Annotated in this window: 25 protein-coding genes; 15 read left to right on the forward strand and 10 right to left on the reverse strand. The window is 53.0% G+C overall.

The annotated features are described in order from the left end of the window. Positions 1-20: 20 nt before the first annotated feature. From fliJ to rcsA, 10 genes are all read left to right on the forward strand, one after another. On the forward strand, positions 21-464 hold the full coding sequence (fliJ, locus tag RDN66_RS11095; protein ID WP_202217707.1) for a flagellar export protein FliJ: 444 nt from the start codon (positions 21-23) through the stop codon (positions 462-464). After that, entirely contained in the window at positions 461-1,672 is a 1,212-nt protein-coding gene (locus RDN66_RS11100; RefSeq protein WP_202217706.1) for a flagellar hook-length control protein FliK, read from the forward strand. The genes fliJ and RDN66_RS11100 overlap by 4 nt, the downstream gene beginning before the upstream one ends. Positions 1,673-1,772: 100 nt before the next feature. Further along, entirely contained in the window at positions 1,773-2,240 is a 468-nt protein-coding gene (gene fliL / locus RDN66_RS11105; protein WP_035894143.1) for a flagellar basal body-associated protein FliL, read from the forward strand. Between the two features lie 4 nt (positions 2,241-2,244). Next, on the forward strand, positions 2,245-3,249 hold the full coding sequence (fliM, locus tag RDN66_RS11110; protein WP_035894146.1) for a flagellar motor switch protein FliM: 1,005 nt from the start codon (positions 2,245-2,247) through the stop codon (positions 3,247-3,249). Then, complete coding sequence (gene fliN, locus RDN66_RS11115) at positions 3,246-3,659, forward strand: flagellar motor switch protein FliN (protein WP_035894148.1); 414 nt, start codon at positions 3,246-3,248, stop codon at positions 3,657-3,659. Before fliM ends, fliN begins: the two co-directional genes overlap by 4 nt. A 115-nt stretch (positions 3,660-3,774) precedes the next feature. Then, positions 3,775-4,140 (forward strand): flagellar biosynthetic protein FliO, encoded by a 366-nt coding sequence (fliO, locus tag RDN66_RS11120; RefSeq protein WP_035894155.1) that lies wholly within the window; start codon positions 3,775-3,777, stop codon positions 4,138-4,140. Beyond that, positions 4,140-4,877, forward strand: coding sequence for a flagellar type III secretion system pore protein FliP (gene fliP / locus RDN66_RS11125; RefSeq protein ID WP_115073920.1), 738 nt, complete (start codon positions 4,140-4,142; stop codon positions 4,875-4,877). The genes fliO and fliP overlap by 1 nt, the downstream gene beginning before the upstream one ends. Positions 4,878-4,886: 9 nt before the next feature. Then, the gene (fliQ, locus tag RDN66_RS11130) at positions 4,887-5,156 is read left to right on the forward strand and encodes a flagellar biosynthesis protein FliQ (protein ID WP_035896987.1); all 270 of its coding nucleotides are present in this window, start codon (positions 4,887-4,889) and stop codon (positions 5,154-5,156) included. A gap of 5 nt (positions 5,157-5,161) precedes the next feature. Further along, positions 5,162-5,956 (forward strand): flagellar biosynthetic protein FliR, encoded by a 795-nt coding sequence (fliR, locus tag RDN66_RS11135; RefSeq protein ID WP_035896990.1) that lies wholly within the window; start codon positions 5,162-5,164, stop codon positions 5,954-5,956. 277 nt (positions 5,957-6,233) lie between these two features. Continuing rightward, complete coding sequence (gene rcsA, locus RDN66_RS11140) at positions 6,234-6,857, forward strand: transcriptional regulator RcsA (protein ID WP_035896993.1); 624 nt, start codon at positions 6,234-6,236, stop codon at positions 6,855-6,857. A gap of 50 nt (positions 6,858-6,907) precedes the next feature. Here rcsA and dsrB read toward each other — a convergent pair whose 3' ends face one another. Beyond that, positions 6,908-7,099, reverse strand: a complete 192-nt coding sequence (dsrB, locus tag RDN66_RS11145) for a protein DsrB (RefSeq protein ID WP_035896994.1) — start codon at positions 7,097-7,099, stop codon at positions 6,908-6,910. 173 nt (positions 7,100-7,272) lie between these two features. Between dsrB and RDN66_RS11150 the strand changes: the two genes are divergently transcribed. Next, positions 7,273-7,479, forward strand: a complete 207-nt coding sequence (locus RDN66_RS11150; protein ID WP_035896996.1) for a DUF2525 domain-containing protein — start codon at positions 7,273-7,275, stop codon at positions 7,477-7,479. Positions 7,480-7,782: 303 nt separating this feature from the next. Here RDN66_RS11150 and dgcQ read toward each other — a convergent pair whose 3' ends face one another. The 3 genes from dgcQ to RDN66_RS11165 form a co-directional block, all read right to left on the reverse strand. Beyond that, positions 7,783-9,504 (reverse strand): cellulose biosynthesis regulator diguanylate cyclase DgcQ, encoded by a 1,722-nt coding sequence (gene dgcQ / locus RDN66_RS11155; RefSeq protein WP_227675151.1) that lies wholly within the window; start codon positions 9,502-9,504, stop codon positions 7,783-7,785. A 159-nt stretch (positions 9,505-9,663) separates the two neighbouring features. After that, positions 9,664-9,843 carry a YodC family protein gene (locus tag RDN66_RS11160; RefSeq protein ID WP_035896999.1) on the reverse strand — a complete coding sequence of 60 codons (180 nt, stop codon included), beginning with the start codon at positions 9,841-9,843 and terminating at the stop codon, positions 9,664-9,666. Positions 9,844-9,920: 77 nt separating this feature from the next. Continuing rightward, a complete protein-coding gene (locus tag RDN66_RS11165; RefSeq protein WP_202217704.1) occupies positions 9,921-10,832 on the reverse strand; it encodes a DUF808 family protein in 912 nt (303 codons plus the stop codon). Between the two features lie 176 nt (positions 10,833-11,008). Between RDN66_RS11165 and yedA the strand changes: the two genes are divergently transcribed. Next, positions 11,009-11,920, forward strand: a complete 912-nt coding sequence (gene yedA / locus RDN66_RS11170; RefSeq protein WP_202217703.1) for a drug/metabolite exporter YedA — start codon at positions 11,009-11,011, stop codon at positions 11,918-11,920. On the opposite strand, the gene RDN66_RS11175 is transcribed toward yedA, so the two are convergent. Genes RDN66_RS11175 through drpB form a run of 4 tightly spaced genes read right to left on the reverse strand, consistent with a single transcriptional unit; the run spans position 11,895 to position 14,863 of the window. Then, positions 11,895-12,389, reverse strand: coding sequence for a very short patch repair endonuclease (locus RDN66_RS11175; protein ID WP_202218095.1), 495 nt, complete (start codon positions 12,387-12,389; stop codon positions 11,895-11,897). The two genes, yedA and RDN66_RS11175, sit on opposite strands and share 26 nt — an antisense overlap. Beyond that, positions 12,370-13,791 (reverse strand): DNA cytosine methyltransferase, encoded by a 1,422-nt coding sequence (locus RDN66_RS11180; RefSeq protein ID WP_202217702.1) that lies wholly within the window; start codon positions 13,789-13,791, stop codon positions 12,370-12,372. The genes RDN66_RS11175 and RDN66_RS11180 overlap by 20 nt, the downstream gene beginning before the upstream one ends. Positions 13,792-13,825: 34 nt before the next feature. Continuing rightward, the gene (locus RDN66_RS11185; RefSeq protein ID WP_202217701.1) at positions 13,826-14,536 is read right to left on the reverse strand and encodes a phosphohydrolase; all 711 of its coding nucleotides are present in this window, start codon (positions 14,534-14,536) and stop codon (positions 13,826-13,828) included. A gap of 45 nt (positions 14,537-14,581) precedes the next feature. Next, positions 14,582-14,863 (reverse strand): cell division protein DrpB, encoded by a 282-nt coding sequence (drpB, locus tag RDN66_RS11190; protein WP_202217700.1) that lies wholly within the window; start codon positions 14,861-14,863, stop codon positions 14,582-14,584. A gap of 706 nt (positions 14,864-15,569) precedes the next feature. Between drpB and ompC the strand changes: the two genes are divergently transcribed. Further along, positions 15,570-16,754, forward strand: a complete 1,185-nt coding sequence (gene ompC / locus RDN66_RS11195; protein WP_248538636.1) for a porin OmpC — start codon at positions 15,570-15,572, stop codon at positions 16,752-16,754. A gap of 52 nt (positions 16,755-16,806) precedes the next feature. Here the strand turns inward: ompC and RDN66_RS11200 are convergent, their stop codons facing one another. After that, positions 16,807-17,703: an N-acetylmuramic acid 6-phosphate etherase gene (locus tag RDN66_RS11200; protein WP_202217699.1), complete on the reverse strand. Its 897-nt coding sequence runs from the start codon at positions 17,701-17,703 to the stop codon at positions 16,807-16,809. 176 nt (positions 17,704-17,879) lie between these two features. Here RDN66_RS11200 and RDN66_RS11205 point away from each other — a divergent pair, with 176 nt between their 5' ends. Next, positions 17,880-19,490 carry a sensor histidine kinase gene (locus tag RDN66_RS11205; RefSeq protein WP_202217698.1) on the forward strand — a complete coding sequence of 537 codons (1,611 nt, stop codon included), beginning with the start codon at positions 17,880-17,882 and terminating at the stop codon, positions 19,488-19,490. Further along, positions 19,487-20,206, forward strand: coding sequence for a two-component system response regulator DcuR (gene dcuR, locus RDN66_RS11210; RefSeq protein WP_035895057.1), 720 nt, complete (start codon positions 19,487-19,489; stop codon positions 20,204-20,206). Before RDN66_RS11205 ends, dcuR begins: the two co-directional genes overlap by 4 nt. On the opposite strand, the gene RDN66_RS11215 is transcribed toward dcuR, so the two are convergent. After that, a complete protein-coding gene (locus RDN66_RS11215) occupies positions 20,187-21,152 on the reverse strand; it encodes an FAD:protein FMN transferase (RefSeq protein ID WP_308537851.1) in 966 nt (321 codons plus the stop codon). The two genes, dcuR and RDN66_RS11215, sit on opposite strands and share 20 nt — an antisense overlap. Positions 21,153-21,213: the final 61 nt, after the last annotated feature.

A 21,213-nucleotide genomic window follows, 5' to 3' on the forward strand; every position in this document is an offset into this window, starting at 1 on the left:
GAAGCAAGAGGATCACAAATATGGCGCAGCACGGTGCATTAGCAACGCTGAAAGAGCTGGCAGAAACTGATGTGGACAACGCCGCCCTGGTTTTGGGTGAAATGCGGCGCGGATGCCAGCAGGCGGAAGAACAGCTCAAGATGTTGATGGACTATCAACTGGAATATCAAAACAGCCTGAATAACGACATGACGCAGGGCATTGCCAGTCTGCGATGGCAGAACTGCCAGCAGTTTATTCAAACTCTGGAGAAAGCTATCGACCAGCACCGTCAGCAGTTGATTCAGTGGAACAACAAAGTGGAGCAGGCGCTGAATTTCTGGCGCGAGAAAAAACAGCGTTTGCAGGCATGGCAAACGCTACAGGACCGGCAAGAATCCGCCGCGCTGCTGGCGGAAAACCGGCTTGATCAGAAAAAAATGGATGAGTTTGCCCAACGCGCAACCTTGAGGAAACCCGAATGATTACTCTGCCTAACCTTGCCGTCAGCGATGCAAATATTGCAAGCACAGACGCGACGGCAAAAACCCCGGGGTCACCCGAGGATTTCCTGGCGCTGTTGGCAGGCGCACTGACCCAGAGCGCCGACCCCGCTGGCGCAAAAAAAGCGCTGCTCACCGACGCTGATGTCAAAGGCCTTACCGATGTGAAAGGTCTGAAAGATATCAAAGTTCAGGGTCAGTCGCTGACCAAGTGGCTGGTTCAACAGGAGGCTACCCAGGCCAATGCCAGCGCCGAGAGCGACGTAGACTTAGCGACCTCAAGTGATGCTCAGACCCTGTTAAGCTCACTGGCCGCCCATCTGAAAAGTGAACTGACCACCGGTAAAACGGACGCGAAAAGCGACGACGACTCCGCTGAGAGCAAACTGAGCGACGACGATCTGAAAAGTCTCAGCGCGCTCATGGCGATGCTGCCGGTCACCCCGCAGATTCAGCAGACGGCTACCGTTACTGCGCCTGCGCAAAATAGCGACACGCTCAGCTCCCTGACCACCGCACTCGGTCGCGGTGGTGCGAAATCTCAGGGCTTTGTGGATGTTAAAGGCACACCGACCACGCAAACTGGCGTTGATACTCGCGCGCTGCCCGCCGACTCCGCCTTTGTGATCCCAACCCAGAAAGCGGAATCAGAAAGCGTTTCGAGCCCAACCGCCGCCACCGCCGCGCTGGCACCGGTCGCCAACCAGAACAACGCCGCGCCGGTCCTTCCTGCCACCGCGACGGCCAACGTGCGCGCCCAACTGGGCACCGCGGACTGGCAGCAGAACGTGAGCCAGCACATCACGCTGTTTACCCGTTCGGGCCAGCAGACCGCCGAGCTGCGCCTGCACCCGGAATCGCTGGGCCAGGTACACATTACGCTGAAGGTGGAAGATAACCTGGCGCAAATCCAGATGGCCTCACCGCACAGCCACGTGCGCGCTGCACTGGAGGCCGCGCTTCCGGTACTACGCACTCAGCTTGAAGACAATGGCATTCAGTTGGGACAAAGCAATATCAGCAGCGATGGCTTTGCAGGTCAACAGCAGCAACCTTCATCTCAGCAGTCGTTTGCCGCACGTCATAACGCCGACGGCGGTGAAAACCAGGACGACACCGAACTTCTCGCCGTCCCTGCCGCCCTGCAATCTTCGGCTCGCGGGGATAATGCGGTAGATATCTTCGCTTAAACGCCCGAGGTAACACGATTATTCCCGTCTTTTCCACGCTTTGACCCGCGCGGGAGGCGGGATAATCATTGGATAGGCTCTAAAAGGAAGACCGCATCAAATGACTGACACCGCAATCAATAAAAAGAGCAAACGCTCCCTCTGGATCCCTTTGTTGGTGCTGGTAACGCTCGCCGCCTGCGCCACCGCAGGCTACAGCTACTGGCGTTTAACCAACAAAGCAGAGACCGCCGCGCCAAAAGAAGCGCCGCCGCCAGCTGCGCCGGTCTTCTTCCCGCTGGATACCTTTACCGTCAATCTCGGCGATGCCGACCGCGTGCTGTACGTTGGCGTGACGCTGCGCATGAAGTCTGAGGCCGACCGCGCGCGTCTGAATGACTATCTGCCGGAAGTTCGCAGCCGTATGCTCCTGCTGCTGTCACGCCAGGATGCGACTAAGCTTGCTACTGATGACGGCAAAAAGCAGCTCGCTGCCGAGATTAAAGAGACGTTGAGCGCACCGCTAATTGCTGGTCAGCCTAAACAGAACATTACCGACGTGCTGTATACAGCCTTTATTTTGCGGTAGGACTATGGGCGATAGCATTCTTTCTCAGGCCGAAATTGACGCGCTGTTGAACGGCGACAGCGACAATCCTAACGAGCCGCAGGCACGCGCTGCGGGCGAAGATGACATTCGCCCCTATGACCCCAATACCCAACGACGCGTTGTACGTGAACGTCTGCAGGCGCTGGAGATCATCAACGAGCGTTTTGCCCGCCACTTCCGTATGGGATTGTTCAACCTATTGCGCCGGAGTCCGGACATTACCGTGGGGGCGATTCGTATTCAGCCATACCACGAGTTTGCTCGTAACCTGCCGGTGCCCACTAACCTTAACCTGATCCATCTAAAGCCGCTGCGCGGCACGGGCCTGGTGGTCTTTTCCCCAAGCCTGGTGTTTATCGCCGTGGATAACCTGTTCGGCGGGGATGGACGTTTTCCGACCAAAGTAGAAGGTCGTGAGTTCACCCATACCGAGCAGCGGGTCATCAACCGCATGCTGAAGCTAGCGCTGGAAGGCTATAGCGATGCATGGAAAGCTATCAACCCGCTGGAAGTGGAATATGTCCGTTCGGAGATGCAGGTAAAGTTCACCAACATCACCACTTCGCCGAACGACATCGTGGTGAACACGCCGTTCCACGTAGAAATAGGCAATCTGACCGGCGAGTTTAATATCTGCCTGCCGTTCAGCATGATTGAGCCGCTGCGCGAACTGCTGGTTAACCCGCCGCTGGAAAACTCACGCAATGAAGATCAGAACTGGCGTGAAAATCTGGTGCGTCAGGTGCAGCACTCCGAGCTCGAACTGATAGCGAACTTCGCCGATATCTCGCTTCGACTGTCACAAATACTCAAACTTCAACCCGGTGATGTCCTGCCGATAGAGAAGCCCGATCGCATTATTGCGCACGTCGACGGCGTGCCGGTGTTAACCAGCCAGTACGGCACGGTTAACGGGCAATATGCGCTGCGCGTAGAACATTTGATCAACCCGATATTGAATTCGCTGAACGAGGAACAGCCCAAATGAGTGATATGAATACTCCACCCGATGACAACAGCGGATCCGTGGACGATCTGTGGGCTGAAGCGCTGAACGAACAGAAAACCACCAGCAGCAAAAGTGCTGCCGATGCGGTATTCCAGCAACTGGGCGGCGGCGACGTCAGCGGCACGCTGCAGGATATCGACCTGATCATGGATATTCCGGTCAAGCTGACCGTTGAACTGGGTCGTACCCGGATGACCATCAAAGAGCTGCTGCGCCTGACGCAGGGTTCCGTGGTCGCACTGGACGGTCTGGCGGGTGAACCATTGGATATCTTAATCAACGGCTATCTGATTGCCCAGGGTGAAGTCGTGGTGGTTGCCGACAAGTACGGCGTACGTATCACGGACATCATCACGCCATCAGAGCGTATGCGCCGCCTGAGCCGTTAAGATGAGCACAAACCACGCTGTGCCACCGGCACCGGTCTCTCATAGCGCTACGCCGTCTGGACACGGCGTGGCGACGACAAACCATACTGCCGCATCCGCAACCCCCACCGCACCGGTGACCGTTGCGCATGTTAATGAGCCGGCGACGTCGCCGTTAATTCAGGTTAGCGGCGCCCTGCTGGGCATTATCGTACTCATCCTGGCGGCGGCATGGGTGGTGAAGCGCGTCATGCCCGGCGCCATGAGAAACCAACCGGCAAGCGGGTTGAAGGTCAGCGCTAGCGCCTCGCTGGGTGCCCGTGAACGCGTGGTGATTGTTAACGTTGAAGATGCGCGTCTGGTGCTCGGCGTCACCGCGCAACAAGTTACGTTGCTGCATAAGCTGCCGCCAGCCTCAGCGGAGAATCAGCCACCGCAGGCTGCCGCACCCGAATTTGCTTCACTGATGAAAAACATGCTTAAGCGTCCCGGGAGATCCTGATGCGTCGTATTTATTCCCTTGCGCTGAGCGGGCTGTTGTTGCTGTCGCCCTCCGCTTTTGCAGAACTTCCAGGTTTAATCAGCCAGCCGCTGGCCAACGGTGGTCAGAGCTGGTCGCTGCCGGTTCAAACGCTGGTTTTTATTACCTCGCTGACCTTTATCCCGGCCATTTTACTGATGATGACCAGCTTCACCCGCATCATCATCGTGTTCGGCCTGCTGCGTAGCGCCCTGGGAACACCGTCAGCGCCACCTAACCAGGTCCTGCTGGGGCTGGCGCTGTTTCTGACCTTTTTCATTATGTCGCCGGTTATCGACAAAGTTTACACCGACGCCTATCAGCCGTTTAGCGAAGATAAAATCACCATGCAGGATGCGCTGGAAAAAGGCGCGCAGCCGCTGCGTGAATTTATGCTGCGCCAGACCCGTGAAGCGGATCTGGCGCTGTTTGCCAGACTCGCCAACAGCCAGCCTATTCAAGGTCCAGAAGCCGTTCCTATGCGTATTCTGCTACCGGCCTATGTCACCAGCGAACTGAAAACCGCCTTCCAGATTGGCTTCACCATTTTTATTCCGTTCCTGATTATTGACCTGGTGATCGCCAGCGTCCTGATGGCGCTAGGGATGATGATGGTGCCGCCTGCCACCATCGCGCTGCCGTTTAAGCTGATGTTGTTTGTACTGGTGGATGGCTGGCAACTGCTGGTCGGCTCGCTGGCGCAGAGTTTTTACAGTTAAGGAGTACCCATGACCCCTGAATCCGTCATGATGATGGGCACCGAAGCGATGAAAGTGGCGCTGGCGCTGGCCGCCCCGCTGCTGCTGGTTTCTTTGGTGACCGGCCTGATTATCAGTATCCTGCAGGCCGCGACGCAGATTAACGAAATGACGCTGTCGTTCATTCCAAAAATCATCGCTGTGTTTATCGCGATTATCGTTGCCGGACCGTGGATGCTGAATCTCCTTCTGGACTACGTGCGAACGCTGTTCAACAACTTGCCCTATATCATCGGCTAAGCACGATGATCCATTTCACCAGCGACCAGTGGCTCTCCTGGCTCAGCCTCTATTTCTGGCCCATGCTGAGGGTACTGGCGCTGATAACGACCGCGCCGATTCTGAATGAACGCACCATACCGAAACGCGTGAAGGTGGGGCTGGGGATTATCATCACCGTCGTTATCGCCCCTTCTCTGCCGGTTGTTGAAGTCCCTATCTTCTCGGCAAATGCGCTCTGGCTGGCGCTACAGCAGATTCTTATCGGCATTGCGCTGGGATACACCATGCAGTTCGCCTTTGCGGCCGTTCGCTACTCCGGCGAGGTCATCGGCCTGCAGATGGGGCTCTCATTTGCCACCTTTGTTGACCCAGGAAGCAACCTCAATATGCCGGTGCTGGCACGAATCATGGACATGCTCGCGATGCTGCTGTTCCTGGTTTTTAACGGCCATTTATGGCTTATTTCGCTGCTGGTCGATACATTTCACACCCTGCCCATCGGCGGCGAACCCATTAACAGCAACGCGTTTTTAGCGCTGACGCGCGCGGGAGGAATGATTTTTCTCAACGGCGTCATGCTGGCTCTTCCTATCATTACGCTCCTGCTAACGGTCAACCTGGCGCTGGGTATGCTTAACCGTATGACACCGCAGCTCTCCGTATTCGTCATCGGATTTCCGATTACTCTCACCGTCGGCATTCTATTAATGGCTGCATTAATGCCGCTGATCGCACCGTTTTGCGAACACTTATTTAGTGAGATATTTGATCTATTAGCAGATATTATCAGTGAGTTACCACGTATAAATTCTCCATAAGCCACCCGGTTATTATGAGGAAATTCCTAAAGTAAAACTGCAAAAACATCTACCAGCATATCGCTGGCGCGGGTTATTTGTTTTTAGATGATTCACACAACATAACATTTACTTTACTTTGAGATGATTCCTGGCAAATTATACGTAACTTTACGGGATAGTTGATGCCGCCTGTTCGTCTTCATCCTCTTGTTTTTTATTTTCACCAGGTTCGTTGCGGCGATGAAGTTCGAAGGCAGTGGGTTAATTATCGTTACGCATTGAGTGAGGGTATGCCATGTCAACGATTATTATGGATCTATGCAGTTATACGCGGCTAGGGTTAACCGGATACCTGGCCAGTCGTGGGGTAAAAAAACGTGATATCGACAATGTAGACAACGTTGACGGACTCGCTGAGATATGCGCAGTTCGCCGTCCAGCTGTCGTGTTTATTAATGAGGACTGCTTCATTCATGATGTGCAGAGTAGTCTGCATATTAAGCAGATCATTAATCAACACCCCAGGACGCTGTTCATTGTTTTTATGGCGATTGCCAATATTCATTTTGACGAATATCTGATGGTTAGGAGTAATCTGCTAATTAGCTCTAAATCGATAAAACCTGAAACGCTCGATATCATTTTGGGTAATTATCTGAAAAAAGAAACAGCAGAAGTAAAGCAAACTAATATCTCTACCTTGTCATTAAGTCGTACAGAATCCAGCATGTTGAAAATGTGGATGTCGGGTCAGGGAACGATACAAATATCCGATCAGATGAATATTAAAGCTAAAACCGTATCGTCACATAAGGGTAATATTAAAAAGAAAATAAAAACGCATAACAAACAGGTTATCTATCATGTTGTTCGTCTGGCTGAGAATGTCACATCAGGCATTTTCGTCAATATGCGTTAGGACAACGACAGCAGGGAAACTGGCGGTATCGCTACCGCCAGATGACTAAATCACGATTCGCTTTTTTCAACGAAAATACCGTCTGCGTGGCCCAACTCGTTGAAGAACCAGATCCCCATAGGATAATCCTCCAGCGATACCAGATACATCGTCCCTTCATTGAATTGCTCAATTGCCAGCACGACGCCGGAGCGACGCGGCCCCCCATCTGTCTTGACCGTCACACGATCGTTAACTTGCATAAACGTCATCTCCTGAGTGGTTTAGCCCAGTTTAGAACAAAATTGCCGCGCTGACAGCGCTCCGTTGCATAAGTGCTTAATTATCCATCACTATCGCAAAATCGCTCATTTTTTGAGCAACATCATCCATTGGATGTATACTTATACAGGGACCGAAACAAAGGGTGTCTGTGATGAAGATAGCAAGCGACCCCCGAGGGGTTAACATTGATGCGCTGCTAGCAGCGATTAACGAAATCAGCGAAAGTGAAATCCACCGCGCGACGGAGGACCCACATCACGTGAGCGTAGATGGCCGCGAATACCATACCTGGCACGAGTTAGCAGAAGCCTTCGAGTTGGACATTCATGATTTCAGCATCACGGAAGTGACGCGCTAGCGGGGTAAAAAAATCCCGACACGCAAGCGTCGGGATCAACCTTGCCGAAGCAAGAAGCATTGAAATATTCGTTACATCAGGAAACCTGACGTGGGTGAAACATTATCGTCGTTTATTTAAAATGACAAGAATTATTCACCTAAGAAATAAATATGACAGCGTAGTCCTGCTTACGCAGACACTTCGCTAACCTAATGATAAATCAACAAGATGACAGTTTTATTTTCAGAATTTCGCCATCACGCCTTTAAGATTTTTCTCAATATACGCTTTCAACATAAGTTAAATTTATGTTTTATGACGCTATTTATTCCTGTCCTCTCCGTCTTCCGCACACACACGATTTCGCCCACTCGTTTTCGCCAGATAGAGCCTTTTATCCGCAATAGATTGCAGAACCTGGAAATCATACTGCGCCAGTTCATCGCTGCTACAAACGCCCAGCGAGGCGCTAACCCGAATGGTCTGGTTGCGGGAAATAAGGATTTCCCGGCTGTTAATGCTTTCGCGGATACGTTCGGCAATGACCGTTGCCTGAGCCAGCGAGGTGTCCGGCAGCACCAGACAAAATTCTTCACCACCTACCCGGCCAGCGATATCTTCTTTACGGATCTTATTAAGGATCACCCTGCCAATATGAATAAGCACCCGGTCACCCGCCTGGTGACCAAAGCGATCGTTAATGCTTTTAAAATGGTCGAGGTCGAGCTGAATGACCGCCAACGACTCACCCGCCTTCTGGCAGTCGGCAAGGGATTTACTCGCTCTTTCAAACAACGCGCCGCGGTTATAGAGGCGAGTCAGCATATCGTGCCACGCACGCCACGCCAGCGAATCCTGAAGCGTTGACATATTGCGCACCATGCGGCGGATGACTATCCAGGAGATAATCAGCATCGTGGTAAACAGTACCCAAAGTAGCGTCAGCGCAATACTGATGCTGCCGAAGTCTCCGCGAACACCCTCTTCCAGGCTATGAATGCGCAGCAGCACGCCATCAAAATTTCGCAGCTTCTCCCAACTGATATAGCGCGAAAACTGGCGCACACTGCCTTCGTTTTGTTGTTCATAGGCATGAGCCAGCTGGGCCTGAACCTCCTGCGAGAGCTGAGTGCGCTTTGATGCATCCGACTCAGAAGAAGCAATCAGGTTCATTCGGCGGTCGTATAGCTGGTATTCGCCCTCGTCTTCTCCTTCAACGGATTGCGTCAGAAACTGCGTCATTTCATTGACAGAGAGCTGGATAGCCAGCACGCCGAACCAATACTGTTCATAGTCTAGCGGGACGGCGGCAGTCACGGTTTGCGCAGCCGGCGTTTTATCCCGGCTGAAGGTCGTCTGCCACTTCACCCCACGGTTGGGGTTGTCGCGCTGCGACTGCTGGGTAAACCAGGGGCTGGTTGCCAGACGATAGTAATATTCGGTTATGCTGTCCTGCTGGGTAGCATCTGTGCTGAGGTAAAAACCAGCACGTGAGACGTACAGCATATGGGTTTCAAAACGCGCAAGGTGTTGACGGGTCATCGCGGATAAACGCAGCAGGTAGCCCAGTTCAATGGTAGCCATGAACTCGTTGCCCAGCAGCGGGTTGTCGCGGGACAGCAGGTTAGTATGCTCAACAAACGCGTCGGATACGCCGTGTAGCGGCAGCGTTCGGTTGTTGTTCAAAGAGATCTGCCAGTCAGACTGCGCGCGCTGGCGTTCAAACTGCTGTTCGGCGGTGCGCAACACTTCAAACGCCAGCGGCACCTGGAGAGCGGACTGCATACCATTGCGGAAAAACAGCAGACGGTCAGTGTTAAACTGAAGCTGCGCATCCATATCATTGGCCACGTTCTTCAGATTATTACGCTGACTCGAGATATAGGCATCTTCCAGCACGATGGTTTCGCGCCATGTCAGCAACGTTGAAAAAAAGAGAACCACGACAAAACAAATATTGACGACCCGCTCCGGCTTAACCCGGCGCGCCAGCTTAGACCACCATCCTGTGGGCGTTGGTGTCGTCGCCTTCAGGGGATGCACGGTAGCGCTCCCAAACGGCTGTTTGAATTAACAACCCGCGACAGTTCCAGAATTGATTGCTGCTGATAATTCATGCTGCTCCACGACGACAATGCTACGACAAAGGGCCGGGATAACGGCCCTAAACCGCCCGGCATTCGCCGGGCGCAAAGGCAAAGATTACGTTTGCTCTTGTGGGGATAGATTGCCTGGAATCAGCTCATCTTCACGGAATGCCTCCCGCTTAACGCCAAAACCATCGTACCAGCGGCACTCCACCATCCCGCTGGCGTATCCCGTTACGACCATTCGCGGCCCACCATTTTTGGGCCGGACTTCATCACTGACCAAAAAGACCATTGTTGCCTCCGGTATCAGGGTGAAACTGTTTCACCTTAGCCGATCCACGAACGGTTTGCGTACCGGAACCGCATTTTTTATGCACGGGACTGACGCCAGCGTGAGATGACATTCACCCCCGCCAGCACGACGGCGCCAATCACAAAACCGAGCACCAGATTGGCAAACACCGGCACCAGCGTGGCAAGCCAGGATGCCTGCTGCGTGGCAAAGGTTTCGATAGCGTGATGCACCGGCGCAACGCCGTGAACCACGATACCGCCACCCACCAGGAACATGGCCAGCGTCCCAACGACCGACAGCGTTTTCATCAGCCACGGTGCTACCACCAGCAGCCCTTTCCCAACGCCTTGCGCCAGGGCGTTGCGTTTTTCGGCCAGCCAGTAGCCCATATCATCCAGCTTCACAATCACGCCTACGAGGCCGTAGACGCCAATGGTCACCAGCACTGCGATGCCGGATAAAATCAGCACCTGGTTCAGCAACGGCGCTTCGGCGACGATGCCTAAGGTAATGGCAACAATTTCTGCAGAGAGAATAAAATCGGTGCGGATAGCACCCTTGACTTTATCTCGCTCATAGCTGCCAGGGTCCTGCTGCGCAATAGCCTCCAGACGCTGCTGGCGTGCGTTGTCATCGCCTTTATGTTTACGCTCATGCAGCGTATGCAGCACTTTTTCCACGCCTTCAAAACAGAGGTACGCGCCGCCAATCATCAAAAGCGGCGTTACCGCCCACGGGATAAAAGCACTGATTAACAGCGCCAGCGGTACCAGAATGACTTTATTAAGCAGCGAACCTTTCGCCACGCTCCACACCACCGGCAGCTCGCGATTCGCACGCACGCCAGACACCTGCTGGGCGTTCAACGATAAATCATCCCCCAGCACGCCAGCCGTTTTTTTCGCCGCCAGTTTGCCCATCATCGAGATATCATCGAGTAAAGTGGCGATATCATCTAACAAGGTTAATAAGCTACTTCCTGCCACAAACCACATCCTTTATTTTTTGTATTGATAACAAAGTATGAAGCAAAATGACGCAGGGCGTAAGAGATACATATTTATAACATAAAAACAACATCAACCCCTGAATTAAAGCACTCGCCAGCACGGTAGTTTTGGCGTTTACTATCTGCCTGCTTGCTATTTTGCCGTGAGGAAGTATGCGTATTAAACAACTGTTACCCTTGATTGGCGCGCTGTTCGCGCTGTATATCATTTGGGGTTCAACCTATTTTGCCATTAGCATCGGCGTTGCCAGCTGGCCCCCTTTAATGATGGCAGGCATTCGCTTTCTTTCGGCGGGCGTGGTGCTGATGGTATTTTTGCTGGCAACCGGTCACCGTCTGCCGGCGCGAAAACCGCTGATTAATGCGGCTATCATTGGCGTATTGCTGCTGGCCGTCGGTAACGGCATGGTAACCGTCGCCGAACACCAGAACGTGCCTTCCGGTATTGCCGCCGTTATGGTGGCAACCGTTCCCCTATTTACGCTCTGCTTCAGCCGCTTCTTTGGTATCGCGACGCGTAAACTGGAGTGGCTGGGGATTGCGATTGGTCTCGCGGGCATCGTGCTGCTCAACAGCGGCGGCAACCTAAGCGGCAACCCGTGGGGCGCGCTGATGATCCTGATTGGTTCGCTGAGCTGGGCGTTTGGCTCGGTGTATGGTTCACGTATTGAGCTGCCCACCGGCATGATGGCCGGAGCCGTCGAAATGCTGGCAGCCGGAATTATCCTGATGGTGGCGTCGCTGTTCAGCGGCGAGCGTTTGACTGCCCTGCCCAGCCTGCACGGTTTCCTGGCGGTAGGTTATCTCGCCATCTTTGGCTCAATTATCGCCATCAACGCCTACATGTATTTGATTCGCAACGTCACGCCTGCTGTAGCCACCAGCTACGCCTATGTGAACCCGGTCGTTGCCGTGCTGTTAGGTACCGGCTTTAACGGGGAGCACCTCTCTGGAACCGAATGGCTCGCGCTGGCGATTATCATCGCCGCCGTCGTGCTGGTGACGCTCGGGAAATACCTTTTCCCGGCAAAAGCCAGCGCTATTCCTTGTCAGACTGAGAAATAAACCTAAGGCTTGAGATCCCTTGAATACCGATCTGCGCGCTGCCTTCGCCGCCGCAGATCCACTCTTCCAGCCGCTCGCTCAATGCAAGATCTGTGAGCTTTTCCCGCCCGCGTAGCGCACACTCCCACACCACCAGCACGCGCCAGCCTGATGCAATAAGCTGGCGTATATCCCGCTCATCGCGTGCGACGTTAGCGCCAATTTTATTCAGCCAGAAGTCGGTGCGCGTCGCGGGCACCTTAAACAGATAGCAATCGTGGTGATGCCAGAAGCAGCCATGCGTGAATATCACGCAGCGGTAGTCGTCGAGGGTAAAATCGGGGCGGCCCGGCAGGCGCGTGTCCTGCGCGAGCCACTGCAAGCCCAGTCCATCCAGCAGTACCGCCATTCGTTTTTCAATCGCGGTATTCTGCGCGCCGATGGCGCGCATATTTTTACTGCGTGTGGCCTTATCGTGAACGTCCGCCATCGCCGGTTTCCGAATCACGCAGCGCAACCGCCTGCAAAATACGCGACTGTAAAAGGCGCGCCACGGCGGCAAACACCGGTACAATCACCGAGTTACCAAACTGCCGGTACGCCTGAGTATCCGACACCGGAATACGGAAACGGTATCCCTGCGGTGATTCAAAACCCATCAGGCGAGCGCACTCTCGCGGCGTCAGGCGACGCGGGCGATGCAGCTGATTTTGCGGGTCATCAAAGTGCTTTTCCCCCAGCGCCAGATCCCAGCCCCGGTCGATCAGGATTTCGGCGCCATCTTTGTAATAGCGCGCCGACAGCGTTCGCGCCACGCTGCTGGCTTTTGTCGGGTCAACCAGCCCGTAGCCAAAACCGTTGCCTTTCTCCTGATGCTTACGCGCATAGCGGTAAAGATATTTCCACAGCACCGGGGTGAGGATAAATTTGGGGTTAACGTTTGGCTCCAGCAGTTCACCAAAGGTCGGGCGCTGAGCCGGATAGAGCGACGGAATATCACGCAGGGTAAAGCCTTCATGTAGCCCTAAGTCACGGCGAAAACCGACTAGCACAATGCGTTCGCGGTGCTGCGGCAGGAAGTACTGACCATCGATTATTTTCGGGTCATTAGCGCCCATATCCGCGGCATCGGAAACTTCATATCCCAGTTCATCGAGCGTCTGCATAATAATGCGGAAGGTTTTGCCGCTATCGTGGCTCTTCAGGTTTTTGACGTTTTCCAGCACGAAGATAGGTGGCCGTCTAGCATCAATAATCCGCACCACGTCGAAAAATAGCGTGCCCTGAGTATCGCAGGCAAAGCCGTGCGCGCGACCCATCGCATTCTTTTTGGAGACGCCTGCTAAAGAGAAAGGCTGGCACGGGAAGCCTGCCAGTAGCACGTCGTGCTGAGGAATCGACGCCCGAATATGTTCCTGAGCCTTACGGTCGCTGACGTCAGGCTGATTGCTCAGCGTCACATCGCGAATATCCGTATTAAACCGATGCTCTACAGGGTCGCAGTACCAGTTGGCTTTATAGGTGCGCACCGCGTGTTTGTTCCACTCGCTGGTAAACACGCATTGACCGCCAATCGCCTCAAAACCATGACGAATACCGCCGATGCCGGCAAAAAGATCGACAAAGCGAAAGGCATAATTCGGATGATGCTTAGGCGGCCTCGGTAACAAAGAGGCCAGATGGGCACACTCATTTTCACTCAGACGCGTATTGGCGCGCGCCAGGGTTACGACGCGCTTTACGATAGCCGGGCTCCAGTGCTGTTCCCCCACAGCGCTAAGCTCAGCGACAACGGTCTTTAAATCGTAAATCTCCAGAATATGCTCAAGCAGCGTCTGAGCATCTGGTGCGTCTAACGACGCACTCTCATGTGATAAGACTCGTTGTTGCATAAGTTTGACCAGATACAGAAAAATAAACCTGAGATTACCATAAGTTGTTCGAGTCTGGCGTTGCGAATCTCCGCAGCACCTGCGCGTCCACCGAGAGCGGATCGCCCGCCAGCTCGGCGCTCAACTTCGCCATAAAGTGCACAAGAAAATCGGCGTTATGCTGTGCCAACTCGCGCCCTTTTGCGGTTTGCATGGTTTCAGGTAACCGCAACAGCTTGGTCTGAAAATGGTCGAGGGCGTAGGTTTTATCATCCAGTTCACGGTTATCAGCGAAGGGATCGTCAGCGTCAAACAGCGCCGCATTCATCGCCCCGGAAACGGCAAATACCCGCGCCAAACCAATAGCACCCAGCGCTTCTAACCGGTCAGCATCCTGAATGATTTTGGCCTCGGGTGTGTTCGGCGTAATGCGCGCGCTGAAGCTGTGCGCTTCAATGGCGTGAGCAACGGCGTCATAGCGCTCAACGGGAAACTGCGGGAAATCGCGCTGTAGAATCAGCAGCGTTTGCTGAGCCGATAACTGAGAGGAACGGGCGCGGTCGGGATGGTTTTTCGGCAAGCTAACGAGGTCGTGAAAATAACTTGCCAGTAATATCACCGTGAGGTCGACGGGATCGTCAGCAGCGATGCGTCTGGCGGTACGCCATACTCGACGAAAATGGGCGATATCATGCGCCGCATCGCTACCAACATAATGAGTTTCAAACCAACGTTCAACGTCCTGCTGCCATGCTGTTAGTTCCATTCCTTCACCGCGGATGAGTGTATATTGGCCCCCAGCATAGCAATATTAGCGCTGTTCTTCCTGTTCAAGCCGGCGAGGTCGGGTATACCAGGCTATCCCGCCAAGCAACGCACCGACAATACTCAGCACCAGGAAACCGAGCAGCGCGCCAATCCATTTCCCCACGGACGAACCTATTTCACCGTCGATCGTCGCGCCGGGGATAGTCTGCACATCGCTGATGACCCACAGGTAACGCGCCATCGCCCAGACAAAGTAACCGCAAAATGCGTAAAATACCCACAGTGCCAGCTTGCCACCAGGGCCACGCTCTATTTGCTCTTCCATAAAAATACTCTCATTACGCTATTCATGTTCACTGCCACGACATCACGCTGGCAATTGATGTGATATCGGTCACATTATAACGATTAAATTGATGTGAGGTAGTCTCACGCAACGTTACCGGTAACAAACTACCGTTAGCTTGATCTTCGGCAATTTTGTCAGATGACATCTACATCAATGGAGGTACTGCTGATTCGCGTTAGGTTCTTTCGCCCCATTACCCTAGAGAGTGCTCAATCACGATATTCTAATGATAAAAATTTTATAACAGTTGCCATTTTAAATTCATAAAATAAATAACAATAAAGTATTTTTCTGCATCTTTATTTTTTATGGCGATCATGCCATTATCCTTACCGTTATTAGCCTTTTGTTATGCATCAATCAATTTGTTGTTTTTTGATCTTCCCGATCGTATGCCAGTGCGATCGGGATTTTTTTATCTTATACATAATCATTCAGATGATTGATATCGATAAAATTAACATCATCGCGACAAATAAATCCAGTAAAAACAATGATAAAAACAAATAAAACGTTTTTACTCATATTAAATTGAATATAGATGAAACATTATGAAATATTTAATATAATTTAATTACATTTATATTTTAAAATAAATTGAACTCTCACTATATTATCCAGCGCAGTAACACCGGATGGCGTTACTTATATTCACATGCGCAATAATGCAAAGGAAAATATAATGAAAATGAAAGCTCTGGCACTGTTAGTCCCTGCTTTACTCGTGGCTGGCACGGTAAATGCGGCAGAAATGTATAATAAAAACGGTAATAAAGTAGATCTGTACGGAAAGGTTGACGCGCGTCATACCTTCTCCGACCACGCTGGCGATGACGGCGATGAAACCTACGTGCAGATTGGTTTCAAGGGCGAAACTCAGATTTCTAACGATCTGATTGGCTATGGCCAGTGGGAATACAAAACCTACGCGAACGATACCGAAGGCGCTGGTGATAAATCCTTCAACCGTCTGGCGTTCGCCGGTCTGAAGTTCGCCACCCTGGGCTCTTTCGATTACGGCCGTAACTACGGTGCGGTATACGACATTGAAGGCTGGACAGATATGCTGCCAGTTCAGGGGGGGGACTCCTATACCTGGACCGACAACTTCATGGTTGGTCGTACTAACGGCGTCGCCACCTACCGTAACAGTGACTTCTTCGGCTTGGTTGATGGCTGGAACTTCGCGCTGCAGTATCAGGGAGCTAACGAATCTGGTTCAAACAACCAGGAAGGGACCAAAAACGGCCATAACGATGTTCGCTTCCAGAACGGTGACGGCTACAGCATGTCAACCACTTTTGATTTCAGCGATGCCGTTCCCGAACTTCAAGGTCTGAGCGTGGGTGCAGCTTATGCTTCATCCGATCGCACTAACGATCAGGTGGCTTACCGCGGCGTGTACAATGCTTATGGTAGCGGCAAGAACGGCAGCGTGAGCGCTAGCGGAGATAAAGCCGATGTGTGGACCATTGGTGCGAAATATGATGCCAACGACTTCTATCTGGCGATGATGTATGCGGAAACTCGCAACATGACCCCATTTGGCGACGATGGTATTGCCAACAAAACACAAAACTTTGAAATTACGGCACAATACCAATTCGATTTCGGTCTGCGCCCATCGCTGGCGTGGGTCTATTCTAAAGGCGTCGACGTCGGTGTTCATTACGACAATCACGGTTCTCACCTGACCGATCAAGATCTGGTGAACTACATTGACGTTGGTGCTTATTACTATTTCAACAAGAATTTCTCCACCTATGTTGATTACAAAATCAACATGCTGGACGACGACAACTTCTACCGCGCTAACAACATCTCTACCGATGATATCTTCGGCATTGGTTTAACCTATCAGTTCTAATCTGTAGCTAGAATAAAGCCCGCTAAACGGGCTTTATTCTTCCTTAGCTGAATTACGGCGCTTCCTGCAACGCCACCCGCACAAAACCATTGTTCTGCGCCAGCAGCTCGTGCGCTTTCCAGGCGTCCAGGCCGGTAAGTACCATCAGTACCGCCGTCTTACACTGGTGATCGCAGCTTTCCAGCGCCGCTTTCGCCACCGCGCGGCTGCACCCACCCGCTTCCATCACTATCGCAATTTGCCGCTCAGCCATACGCGTATCCGTGTCACGGATATCCACGCGCATATTGCTATAAACCCGGCCACTGCGAATAGCCAGCCCGGATGTCAGCATAGAGAGCACCATTTTCTGTGCGGCCATCGCCTTAGGCTCGCCGTAGCCAGCCACCACTTCAGCCCCCGTTTGCGGCGCAATTACGATATCGGCAAGATCGGTCGCTTCGCTGTGCAGATTGCGGGTAATCACGGTCCGTATCGCCCCCAAAGACCATGCGTGACGTAATGCTCCCCACAGCCATGGCGTTTTCCCACTCACCGTAAGCGCCACCAGCATGTCTTTTTGTGTGAACCCGATAGCCTGAAGATCAAGTACCCCGCGATCGTAATCCTGCCCTGCGCCGCTCATTTCATGCAGCATGGCCAACGCCCCACCGGCAATCAGTCCCATTACCGGGTGCTTTTCGTCCGGCGAAAACTCATTCGCCGCGATCACCGCGTTACGCCCAGAGGCACCGGCTCCCACTATCACCACGCGCCCGCCGTGGCTTAATGTCGCCACCGCGTTATCAATCAGTTGGGTGATGTTGTCGAGACAAGGGGTTATCGCATCAGCAATGCGCTTATCTTCTTGATTAATAACGCTCAACATATCGCGAGTAGACAGTCTATCAATCTCAGCCGTCGTTGAATTGCGTCGTTCCATGACTGAACCGGTAAGCTTAATGCTCATAAACGGACTCCTTATTATGGGTTCTTAAGCAATACTAAAGTGTTTTGTATGGATTGCTCTGCGAGAACGGTCACAAAGAGAGGTTTGGTTTTGTAAGGGAGGATAGCTTTATGAAATCAGGCACATCGGCGATAATGGTTTTTTGACCTCCGATAATAAAAGGTATTAACGTACGCATGCCGCACAATCAGCCCCAACCCAAGCGCCCCATGAAGCTCAGTACGCTGGTGACGCTGATGGTTTGCAGCGTCATTGCCTCCGTGTTACTGGTGGTCTACGCCTTCTACTTTGTACAGATAACCAAAGCAACACGCGCAGGCGTGGAAGATACGGCGTTTGCCATCGCCCGCACGCTTGCCAACTCGCCCGAGATAAAGCGCGGGCTGGCGCAATCGCCTGACAGCAACATCATTCAGCCTATCGCCAGCGCGGTGCAGCAGCAAAATGACCTGCTCTATGCCGTCGTCACTAATATGGACGCGGTCCGCTACTCACACCCCAATGCGCATTTGATTGGTCAGCACTTTATCGGCGCGGATCTTAAGCCCGCATTGCAAGGAAAAGAGAACCTCTCCATCAACCACGGCGTGCTGGCTGAAGCGATGCGCGTTTTCACCCCGATTTATAACAGCCAGCATCAACAGATTGGCGTCGTGATCGTCGGCATTTCTCTACAAAAGGTCGATCAGCAAATCAGCGCCGCGCGCTGGAACGCGGTCTGGTTTGTCCTGTTCAGCGCGATTGTCGGCCTGCTCGGGGTCTGGGGATTGGTGCGGGTGCTCAAAAACATCCTGTTCGGTCTCGAGCCTCACGAAATCTCCAGCTTATTTGAGCAACGTCAGGCCATGCTGCAATCAATTCGCGAAGGGGTGATTGCAGTTGATGGTCAAGGTCGGGTGACGCTAATTAATCAGGCGGCTCGCCAAATACTGTTTTCCGTCGATGCACCAGCCCTCGGTGCCGTGCAGCACGCGCCGCTGCTGGATAGCCTGAAAGAAGTGTTGGTCAGCGGCACACCTATTGAGGATCGTGAGATTGGCTGTAACGGGCGTCTGCTGCTGTGCAGCACCGTCCCGGTGCTCAACAATAAACGGGTTATTGGCGCCATTAGTACTTTCCGCGACAAAACGGAAATCAGTCAACTGATGCAGCGCATGGACGGGCTAGTGAACTACGTTGATGCGCTTCGCAGCCACTCCCACGAGTTTATGAACAAACTACACGTGATTCTGGGGCTGCTGCACATGAAGCGCTACGACAAGCTGGAAGGCTACATCCTCCAGACCGCGCAGAACTATCAGACGGATATCGGCACGTTGCAGCATAAAATTAAATCACCGATCATTGCCGGGTTCCTGTTGGGTAAAATTAACCGTGCGAGCGACGCAGGCGTTACCCTGACGTTGGCCGAAGAAAGTCTGATCCCGGATAACCCTAATGAAGAGCAGGTTGCGGTGTTGGTGACGGTGCTCGGTAACCTGATAGAAAACGCGCTGGATGCGATGGCAGATCAGGGCGAAGGCGAGATTGGTTTGCTGCTGCACTACCAGAATGGCTGGCTCAGCGGCGAGGTTAGCGACGATGGTCCCGGCATCGCGGCCGATCGTATCGATGCCATCTTTAATAAAGGATTTTCAACCAAAGGCGAGAACCGGGGCGTCGGGCTATTTCTGGCCCGCCAGCAAACGGAAAACCTCGGCGGCACCCTTTCCGTCGAGTCTGAGCCTGGCGTGTTTACGCAATTTTTTGTACAAATTCCCTGGGATAGCGAGAGGAACAGCGCGTGATGAATGTATTGATAGTCGATGATGATGCCATGGTGGCCGACCTTAACCGCTGCTATATCGAGCGGGTCGACGGGTTCGTCTGCTGCGGCATTGCCTCTACGCTCCAACAGGCAAAAGAGAAAGTGCAGGATGCCACGCTCTCTATCGATCTTATTTTGCTGGATGTCTATATGCAGCAAGATAACGGTCTGGATCTGCTGCCCATCGTGCGCGATTCTGGCCGCGCGATCGACGTCATTATGATCTCATCCGCTTCAGATGCCGCCACCGTCCAGACATCGCTGCGCTACGGCGTGGTGGACTACCTCATTAAACCGTTCCAGTTCCCGCGTTTTGAAGAGGCGCTGCTGAGCTGGCGTGAGAAAAAACAGCTGATGGGCAGCCACGCCTACTACGAGCAGGCCGACGTTGACCGTCTGCTGCACGGCGGTACGCCGGAACTGGCGGATACCAAACGCTTGCCGAAGGGCTTAACGCCGCAGACGCTGCGCACGCTGTGCCAGTGGATTGATGCTCACCCGGAGACCGAATTCTCCACCGACGACCTGGCGCAGGCGGTGAATATTTCACGTGTGTCTTGCCGTAAATATCTGATCTGGCTGGCACAAATTAATATTCTGTTTACCAGCATTCACTATGGTGCTACCGGCCGCCCGGTTTATCGCTACCGCCTACAGGCCGAGCAATACGGCTTGCTCAAACAGTACTGCCAGTAAGCCGGTAATCGCTGTCCAGCAGCGTGAAACGATAGAGGTGGGACGATGAAAGCACCACCTCTTTGTTTTTGGTGACAAAAATAGCTTCAATGTCCGGCCGCGACCGCAGCGCCATGCACCCTTTTTCGACCCCCATGCCGTACATCAGCGTAGTCCAGATATCGCCGTCGATTGAATCCGCGCTGATGATGGTGACGCTATCAAGTTCATTATCCAGCGGATATCCCGTGCGTGGGTCGAGGATATGATGATAAAGATGGCCGTTTTGTTCGAAAAAACGCTCGTACACGCCTGAAGTCACCACCGATTTATTCTCAATTTCCACGGTACCAATCATCGCGCCAGAGGTTGAGAACGGTTTTTTTAAACCAATTGACCAGCCCCCTTCCGGCGTCCCCAGCGTTTGAACGTTACCGCCGAGATTAATTAACCCCTGCTCCACCCCTTCCTGGCGCAGATAGTCACGCACGCGGTCGGCAATAAAGCCTTTGGCAATCGCGCCGAGATCGATTTCCATACCGGGCTGTGCCAGAAACACGCTCATATCGTCGTCGTTCAGCACGACCTGTTCCGGATTGGTCAGCGTCAACAGTTGGGTAATTTCATCAGCCGGTGGCACGCTGTCGCCTTTAAAACCGATGCGCCAGCGCTTAACCAGCGGACCAATGGCAAAGTTAAAGGTGCTTTGTGGCAGCAGGCTCGCCGCTTTCGCGCATTTGATGAGGGTGTAAACGGGGGCGCTGACAACAACCGGATGCTGACCCGCCGCATGGTTGATATCCATCACCTGCGACTGGGCGCGGTTAACGGTGAGCAGGTCTTCATAGTGTTTGATAAGGCGGAAAACGCGTGAGGCGAGCGGTTCGTTATGCGCGAAAAGCTTAAGCAGGATGGGTGAGCCCATCAGTACGGCAGAATAGCTATAAACCCTTGTGCTGTCTGACATCGATATCCCCCTTTGCTGATGGTAACAACCCGTCGTCGCTACGCTCGGCCGGGCTACGGGT

Source organism: uncultured Kluyvera sp. (assembly GCF_902485085.1).
Taxonomy (GTDB): domain Bacteria; phylum Pseudomonadota; class Gammaproteobacteria; order Enterobacterales; family Enterobacteriaceae; genus Kluyvera; species Kluyvera ascorbata.